This window comes from Ligilactobacillus apodemi DSM 16634 = JCM 16172 (assembly GCF_001434405.1).
Taxonomy (GTDB): Bacteria; Bacillota; Bacilli; order Lactobacillales; family Lactobacillaceae; genus Ligilactobacillus; species Ligilactobacillus apodemi.
The window spans coordinates 1-542 of sequence record NZ_AZFT01000020.1 but is presented as its reverse complement, the minus strand read 5'-3'; the positions used below and the strand labels follow the sequence as shown (position 1 = coordinate 542).

At 47.0% G+C, this 542-nt stretch carries 1 pseudogene; it reads left to right on the top strand.

The features are described 5' to 3' along the window. Positions 1-126: 126 nt before the first annotated feature. A pseudogene (locus tag FC32_RS10840) lies at positions 127-542 on the top strand (MSCRAMM family adhesin SdrC); the annotation flags it as partial.

Genomic DNA, 542 nt, shown 5'->3' with positions numbered 1-542 from the left:
TTACCACCAACAGTTGTTGTCACATCTTGGCCTTCTGGCGTGTACTTGTCTGCATCTGTCATTGATTGACTATCGCTAGTTGAACCAGTATTTGACGTTGATTGACTTTCACTTGTAGTCAATGAGTTGCTCATTGAGATCGAAGTTGAGATTGATTCACTCAAACTTACTGAGTTGCTCAATGATGTCGATGTTGAAATCGACTCGCTTGTGCTTACAGATGTGCTTGCTGATTCACTGGCACTCACTGATTCGCTCACGGATGTGGATGCGGATTCGCTCGCACTCACTGATTCACTTACTGATGTGCTTGCGGATTCGCTCACAGATGTTGAGGCGGACTCACTTGCACTTACTGATTCACTTACTGAAGTTGAAGCTGATTCGCTTACGGATGTTGAAGCTGATTCACTGGCGCTTACCGATTCACTCACAGATGTCGAGGCGGATTCGCTCGCACTTACTGATTCACTTACAGATGTTGAGGCGGATTCGCTCGCACTTACTGATTCGCTCACGGATGTGCTTGCGGACTCGCTGGC